The sequence below is a fragment of the Streptomyces sp. NPDC020379 genome (assembly GCF_044387105.1).
In the GTDB taxonomy this organism is placed as follows: domain Bacteria; phylum Actinomycetota; class Actinomycetes; order Streptomycetales; family Streptomycetaceae; genus Streptomyces.
This window is the reverse complement of record NZ_JBIRVR010000014.1, coordinates 199,502-206,443: the sequence shown is the minus strand read 5'-3', so window position 1 is coordinate 206,443 and position 6,942 is coordinate 199,502. Positions and strand designations below refer to the sequence as shown.

The 6,942-nt window shown below is 72.7% G+C and carries 6 protein-coding genes; 5 read left to right on the top strand and 1 reads right to left on the bottom strand.

Features of this window, described 5'->3' with window-relative positions:
- Positions 1-243: 243 nt before the first annotated feature.
- From ACH427_RS20065 to ACH427_RS20050, 4 genes are read left to right on the top strand one after another with little or no spacing between them, the layout of a single operon-like run.
- Positions 244-1,353, top strand: coding sequence for an ABC transporter substrate-binding protein (locus ACH427_RS20065; protein WP_398870861.1), 1,110 nt, complete (start codon positions 244-246; stop codon positions 1,351-1,353).
- Positions 1,354-1,391: 38 nt separating this feature from the next.
- Positions 1,392-2,195 carry an ABC transporter ATP-binding protein gene (locus tag ACH427_RS20060; RefSeq protein WP_398870860.1) on the top strand — a complete coding sequence of 268 codons (804 nt, stop codon included), beginning with the start codon at positions 1,392-1,394 and terminating at the stop codon, positions 2,193-2,195.
- Positions 2,182-3,078, top strand: a complete 897-nt coding sequence (locus tag ACH427_RS20055; RefSeq protein WP_398870859.1) for an ABC transporter permease — start codon at positions 2,182-2,184, stop codon at positions 3,076-3,078. Before ACH427_RS20060 ends, ACH427_RS20055 begins: the two co-directional genes overlap by 14 nt.
- A gap of 10 nt (positions 3,079-3,088) precedes the next feature.
- Complete coding sequence (locus ACH427_RS20050) at positions 3,089-3,895, top strand: sirohydrochlorin chelatase (RefSeq protein ID WP_398870858.1); 807 nt, start codon at positions 3,089-3,091, stop codon at positions 3,893-3,895.
- 157 nt (positions 3,896-4,052) lie between these two features.
- Here the strand turns inward: ACH427_RS20050 and ACH427_RS20045 are convergent, their stop codons facing one another.
- Positions 4,053-5,291, bottom strand: coding sequence for a S8 family peptidase (locus ACH427_RS20045; RefSeq protein ID WP_398870856.1), 1,239 nt, complete (start codon positions 5,289-5,291; stop codon positions 4,053-4,055).
- Between the two features lie 497 nt (positions 5,292-5,788).
- On the opposite strand from ACH427_RS20045, the gene ACH427_RS20040 reads away from it, so the two are divergent.
- The gene (locus ACH427_RS20040) at positions 5,789-6,673 is read left to right on the top strand and encodes a phosphotransferase enzyme family protein (RefSeq protein ID WP_398870855.1); all 885 of its coding nucleotides are present in this window, start codon (positions 5,789-5,791) and stop codon (positions 6,671-6,673) included.
- Positions 6,674-6,942 lie beyond the last annotated feature (269 nt).

Here is a 6,942-nt window from a genome sequence, read left to right as displayed (position 1 = left end):
CTCGCCCTCGACGCCTACACCACCGCCCGCCACACCGGCTCCTTCCTCATCATCGACCCCGCCGACGGCACCACCCTCGCCGCCGGCATGGCCGGGGAAGCGTTCGGCGGCAGCAGGGGCGGCATCGGCCGATGTGCCGGCCGATGACCGTGTCCGCGCTGCCGCCCCGTCCCCGAAGTCCCGTCGCACCGCCGCCGGGTGTGCCCTGACCGCACGCCCGGACCGCCGAGAGGAACCGCCGTCATGCCCGCTTCCCCCCGCCGTCTCCTTGCGGCCGCTGCCGCGATCCCCTTGCTGGTCGGCGCGCTCGGCGCCTGTGGTTACGGCTCGCAGAAGGACTCCGGAAGCTCCCCCGGCGGCAGGAACACCACCGCCCAGGGCAAGGCGCTCTCTGCCAAAACCGTCCGGATCGGCTACTTCCCCAACATCACCCACGCGACGGCGCTGGTCGGTGACCACGAGGGGATCATCCAGAAGGAGCTCGGCGGCACCCGGCTCCGCGCGACGACCTTCAACGCGGGCCCGTCCGAGATCGAGGCGCTCAACGCGGGCTCCATCGACATCGGCTGGATCGGCCCCTCCCCGGCGATCAACGGCTATGTGAAGTCCAAGGGCAAGAGCCTGCGGATCGTCTCCGGCTCCGCGTCCGGCGGGGTGAAGCTTGTCGTCGACCCCAAGAAGATCCGCTCCCTGGACGACCTCAAGGGCAAGAAGATCGCGACGCCGCAGAAGGGCAACACCCAGGATGTCGCGTTCCTCAACTGGATCGCCGAACAGGGCTGGAAGGTCGACCCGCAGACCGGCAAGGGCGACGTCTCGGTGGTCCGTACGGACAACAAAGTGACGCCGGACGCCTTCAAGTCCGGTTCCGTCGACGGCGCGTGGGTGCCCGAGCCGACGGCCTCGAAGCTGGTCTCCGAGGGCGGGAAGGTGCTGCTCGACGAGTCCACGCTGTGGCCGGACAAGAAGTTCGTCATCACCAATGTGGTCGTGTCGCAGAAGTTCCTCGACCAGCACCCCGACGTGGTCGAGGCCGTGCTGCGCGGCTCGGTGAGGACCAACGCCTGGATCGCCGCGAACCCGGACAAGGCCAAGGCGTCCGCTAACGCGGCGCTCAAGCAGCTCTCCGGCGCGGCGCTGCCCCCGGAGGTGCTCGACCCCGCCTGGAAGAGCATCGAGGTCACCGACGACCCGTTGGCCGCGACCCTGGAGGCGGAGGCGGCGCACGCCGTCAAGGCCGGACTGCTGGACAAGCCGGATCTGTCCGGCATTTACGACCTGACCACCCTCAACAAGGTCCTCAAGGCCGAGGGCAGGCCCGCGGTCGACGCCGCGAAGCTCGGCAAGCAGTAGCAGTCGCTCACCACCGCCCAGAACCAGGAGGTGACCGGATGGCCCCGGCACTGACCACCGACCAGTCCGGGACGGCCGTCGTCGACGACGACATACCGGCGGCCGTCCGGATCGACCACGTGCACAAGAGCTTCGGCCGCGCGGGCGCGGCGCAGCCCGTACTGGACGACATCACCCTCGATGTGCGCCCCGGCGAGTTCGTCTGCCTGCTGGGGGCGTCGGGCTGCGGCAAGTCGACGCTGCTGAACCTGGTCGCCGGGCTGGACCGGCCCACGGCGGGCACCATCGAGGTGCCCGGCGGCCGCCCCGCGCTGATGTTCCAGGAGCACGCCCTCTTCCCGTGGCTGACCGCGGGCCGGAATGTCGAACTCGCCCTGCGGCTGCGCGGGGTGCCCCGCGCGCGGCGGCGCGCGGAGGCGGAGCGGCTGCTGGAGCTCGTACGGCTCGGCGGGGCGTACGGGAAGCGGGTGCACGAGCTGTCGGGCGGGATGCGGCAGCGCGTCGCGCTCGCCCGGGCGCTGGCGCAGGACAGCCGGCTGCTGCTGATGGACGAGCCGTTCGCCGCGCTCGACGCCATCACCCGGGACGTGCTGCACCACGAGCTGACCCGCATCTGGTCCGAGACCTCGCTGTCGGTGCTGTTCGTGACCCACAACGTCCGGGAGGCCGTGCGCCTCGCGCAGCGGGTGGTGCTGCTGTCCTCCCGGCCCGGCCGGGTGGCGCGGGAGTGGACCGTCGGCATCCCGCAGCCGCGCCGGATCGAGGACGCGGCCGTCGCGGATCTGTCCGTGGAGATCACCGAAGAACTGCGTGGGGAGATCCGCCGCCATGGCCAGCACTGACACCGATACCTCCCCTCCGGCGCGGTCGCAGGACCTCGCCGGGCTGGAGGCGGGGCTCGACGCCCTGGACTCCGTACGGGTCGAGCGGACGCCCTTCACCCAGGTGCTGCTCCACAAGGTGCTGCCGCCGGTCGTCGCCGTCGTGCTCGTGCTGGCCGCGTGGAAGGTCCTGGTCCTCGCGCACGTCACCGACGACTACAAGCTGCCCGACCCGTCGGCGGTCGGGCACAGCCTCGGCGAACTGTGGACGCGGGGCACGCTCTTCGACATCATCTGGACCAGCGTCTCGCGCGGGCTGCTCGGCTTCCTCGCCGCGCTGGCGCTCGGCACCCCGCTGGGGCTGCTGGTCGCCCGGGTGCGGTTCGTCCGCGCGGCCCTCGGCCCGATCCTCTCCGGTCTGCAGTCGCTGCCGTCCGTGGCCTGGGTGCCGGCGGCGGTGATCTGGCTGGGCATCACGGACTCGGCGATGTACGCGGTGATTCTGCTGGGTGCCGTGCCCTCCATCGCCAACGGCCTGGTGTCCGGCATCGACCAGGTGCCGCCGCTGTATCTGCGGGCCGGCCGCACCCTCGGTGCCACCGGGGCCCGCGGCGCCTGGCACGTCCTGCTGCCCGCCGCCCTGCCCGGCTATCTCGCCGGGCTCAAGCAGGGCTGGGCGTTCTCCTGGCGTTCGCTGATGGCCGCCGAGCTCATCGCCTCGTCGCCCGACCTCGGGCTGGGCCTCGGGCAGTATCTGGAGAACGCCCGCACCGACTCCGACATGCCCGGCGTCCTGCTCGGCATCCTGCTCATCCTCTTCGTCGGCATCGCGATCGACCTGATCGTCTTCAGCCCGCTGGAGCGCAGGGTGCTGCGCGGCCGCGGGCTGGCGGCGGGCCGGTAGGGACCGGCCCGTGGTCCTGCTCCTCGTCGCCCACGGCAGCCGTGACCCCCGGCACGCGGCGACGGTCACCACGCTCCGGGACCGGCTGGCGGCAACGCGGCCCGGGCTGCGGGTCGAGGTGGGCTATCTCGACTTCTGTGTGCCGAGCGTGCCGCTGGTGCTGGAGCGCCTCGCGGCGGAGGGCGTACGGGAGGTGATCGCGCTCCCCCTGCTGCTGACGCGCGCCTTCCATGCCAGGTCCGACGTCCCGGCCGTCCTGCGCGAGGTGACGGCCGGGCTGCCCGGGCTGCGGGTGCGGCAGGCCGCGGTGCTCGGCCCGTCACCGCTGCTGACCGCGACGCTCGAAAGGCGGCTGCGCGAGGCCGGGGTGCGCCCCGGCGAGCGGCGCTCGACCGGGGTGGTGCTGGCGGCGGCGGGCTCCTCCGACCCGGAGGCGGGCGCGGTGATCGCTGGTGTCGCACGGGAATGGGAGCGCGCGGGCGGCTGGTTCGCGGTGCGGCCGGCCTTCGCGTCGGCGGCCGGGCCGCGGGTCGGCGACGCGATACGCGCGCTGCGCGCGGCGGGGGCGCGCCGGGTGGCCGTCGCGCCGTACGTCCTCGCGCCGGGCCGGCTGCCGGACCGGATCGCGGCAGGCGCGGGCCCGGCCGACACCGTGGCGCAGGTGCTGGGCGCGGCGCGCGAGGTGGTGTCCCTGATACTGCGGCGGTACGAGGAGGCCACGGCCTCTGCCGCCACGGTCTCTGCCGCCACAGCCTCTTCCGCCACGGCCTCTTCCGCGGCCCGGCCGCAGGATCACTCGGCGGCCTTCCGGGGCTGACCGCGGGCTCGGCGTGAAGTGCGTGCCCGCACCTGCGTCTGCGTCTGCCGGACAGCCTGCCGGATGCCGGAAAGCCCGCTGGAAAAGCCGTCGGCCGGCCGTCGCACCCCGTGGGGGTGGGGAACGACGGCCGGCCTGCGATCAGGGAATCGCGGGGCTACTGAACGACCTTCAGCAGCTTGTTCGGCGTGCCCGCGCCCGGGTTGGAGATCTTGTCCGGGGTGGCGCCCTCGGTGAGCGCCGAGGAGACCTGCTCGGGCGTGGCGTCCTTGTGCCCGCTCAGGTAGGCCGCGGCGGCACCCGTGACGTGCGGGGTGGCCATGGACGTACCGGAGATGGTCTTGGTGCCCGAGTCGCTGTCGTTCCAGTCGGAGGTGATGTCCGAGCCGGGGGCATAGAGGTCGACGACGCTGCCGTAGTTGGAGAAGTCGGACTGCTTGTCGTCCTTGGTCGAGGAGGCGACCGTGATGGCCTCCTTCACCCGGGCCGGGGAGCTCTGGCCGGCGTCCGTGGACTCGTTGCCCGCCGCGACGGCGAAGGTGACGCCGGAGGCGATCGCCTTCTGCACGGCCGCGTCCAGGGCCTCGTCGACGCCGCCGCCGAGGCTCATATTGGCCACCGAGGGGCCCTTGTGGTTCTTGGTGACCCAGTCGATGCCCGCGACGACCTGCTCGGTGGTGCCCGAGCCCTCCGCGTTCAGCACCCGGACGGCCACGACCTTGGCCTTCTTGGCGACGCCGTGCTCGGTCCCGGCGATGGTGCCCGCCACGTGGGTGCCGTGGCCGTTGCCGTCGTCGGCCTTGTCGTTGTTGTCCACGGCGTTGAAGCCGTAGGACGCGCGCCCGCCGAAGTCCTTGTGGCTGATGCGCACGCCGGTGTCGATGACGTAGGCGGTGACGCCCTCGCCCGCGCTGTCCGGGTAGGTGAACTTGCCGTCGCCCTTGGTGTCGGCCTGGTCGATCCGGTCCAGACCCCAGGACGGCGGGTTCTCCTGGGTGCCCTTGATGGTGAAGCGGTGGTTCTGGACGACCTTGGCCACGGCCGGGTCGGCGGCGAGCCGCTTCGCCCCGGTCTCGTCGAGACCGCTGGCGGAGAAGCCGTGGACGGCCGAGTCGTACGTGCGGTTGAGCTTGCCGCCGTACTTCGCGGCGAGGTCCTTGCCCTCCGTCGAGAGGGACTTGGCTCCGGCGCCCTTGGCGCTCGCGCCGTCCTTCAGCAGGACGATGTAGCTGCCGTCCACCGAGCCCTTGGCGCCGGCACCGTAGACGGTGCCCTCGGCGGGGGCGGGAGCGGCGCCGGCGGGCAGAGTCAGCACGGTGACTCCGGCCGTGACGGCGGCCGCGGCGGATATCGCCAGAACGAGCCGTCGCTTACCGGCGCGCTTGTGAGTTGCCATGACGAGGTTCCTCCTCGTGCGGAATGTGGGGGAATTGCGCGTGGGGCGCAATCGCCCGGAACGACGGAAGGCATCACTCCGGGCGCTCCGAAACCCTGTCAGGATTGACGCGCCCAATTCAACATCCGAACGAAGGTGTGACATACGCAACGTCTTTGCGGAAATTCAAACCCCGCTGAACGACGGCAAATTGGACAACATCCTGGCAATCGCTGCCACTGTTTACTTGAAGTACATACGAGTTACCGGCGAGCAACTGTCTTTACGTGCAAGGCGTTTCACAGATGAGCGCCCACGTACCCGGCAACCCCCCGACGATTATTGGGCGTTCGGAACGCTCGGATTCCATACGGGCCGCATCGCGCTCGCGAACCCGGCGGCGCCGCGCCCGGACGCCTCCGCAGTCCACGCCTCGCCGCGTGCCCCCCGGTCCCGTCGGCCGCCGGGCGACAGGGGAGACTGTCAGTCGATCGGCTCGACAGCAGGTGAGGTGCGACGTGACGGAAGCGGCGGAGACGGTGTTCGGGGAACAGAGGGCACGCGCGCTCCTCGCGGCGGCGGTGCCCGAGGTGACCGCGGCGGACGCGAGGCCGCTCACCCTCGGCGAGAACGCGGTCTTCGCCGTCGGCGACCTGGTGGTCAAGGTCGGGCGCGACGCCTCGCTGCTGGACCGGGCCCGCCATGAGCTGCGCGTCGCCGCGTGGCTCGCGGACAGCGGCGTTCCCGCCGTCCGGGCCGCCGAGCCCGCGCCGCGCGTGGCCGACGGCCACCCGGTGACGCTCTGGCACCGGCTGCCCGAGGCACTGCGGCCGGCCACCACCTCCGACCTCGCCGAGCTGCTACGCGCGGTGCACTCCTTGCCGGAGCCGGACTTCGCGCTGCCGCGGCGTGAGCTGCTCGGCGGGGTCGAGCGGTGGCTGCGGCTGGCCGGGGACGCCGTCGACCCCGCCGACGCCGCCTATCTGCGCGAGCGGCGGGACGGCTTCGCGGCGGCCGCCGCCGAGCTGACCCCGCATCTGCCGCGGGGGCCGATCCACGGCGACGCCCTCCCCCGCAATGTGCACGTCGGGCCGGACGGTCCCGTCCTGGTCGACCTGGAGACCTTCTCCGGCGACCTGCGCGAGCACGATCTGGTCGTGCTCGCCCTGAGCCGGGACCGCTACGGCCTGCCCAGCGCCGCGTACGAGGCGTTCGTGCGGGTCTACGGGTGGGACGTGCGGGAGTGGGAGGGGTGCGAGGTGCTGCGGGGCGCGCGGGAGACGGCGAGCTGCGCGTGGGTGGCACAGCACGCGCCCGGCCACCCCGGCGCCCTCGCGGAGTTCCGCAGCAGGGTGGCGTCCCTGCGGGCGGGCGACGCGACGGTGCGGTGGCACGCGTTCTGAGCGGACCGGGGTGCGGTCCACCGCGGTCCGGCAGCGCCCTGAAGGGCGCGCGGAGGCGTTGCTGTGCGGCTCCGCCGCGTGGGCGCGTCCGGCCACGACGGCGCCGCGGACGGCCGACGGCACCTCGCGATGCTTCCGGCGGAGCGCTGGGCTCCGTACGTGGTGCGCCGCCCCGCGCCGCCGCCACCCCGCGCCGTCCTCGGTCGCCAGGCGGGTTTGGACACGGCACAGCCCAGGGTCAGGCGTGTCACCTCCGGCCCGCCGCAGGC

Excerpts from the sequence above, each read along its gene's own strand:
- ACH427_RS20065 (WP_398870861.1), top strand. The coding sequence starts at position 244 with ATGCCCGCTTCCCCCCGCCGTCTCCTTGCGGCCGCTGCCGCGATCCCC.
- ACH427_RS20055 (WP_398870859.1), top strand. The coding sequence starts at position 2,182 with ATGGCCAGCACTGACACCGATACCTCCCCTCCGGCGCGGTCGCAGGAC.
- ACH427_RS20060 (WP_398870860.1), top strand. The coding sequence starts at position 1,392 with ATGGCCCCGGCACTGACCACCGACCAGTCCGGGACGGCCGTCGTCGAC.
- ACH427_RS20045 (WP_398870856.1), bottom strand. The coding sequence starts at position 5,291 with ATGGCAACTCACAAGCGCGCCGGTAAGCGACGGCTCGTTCTGGCGATA.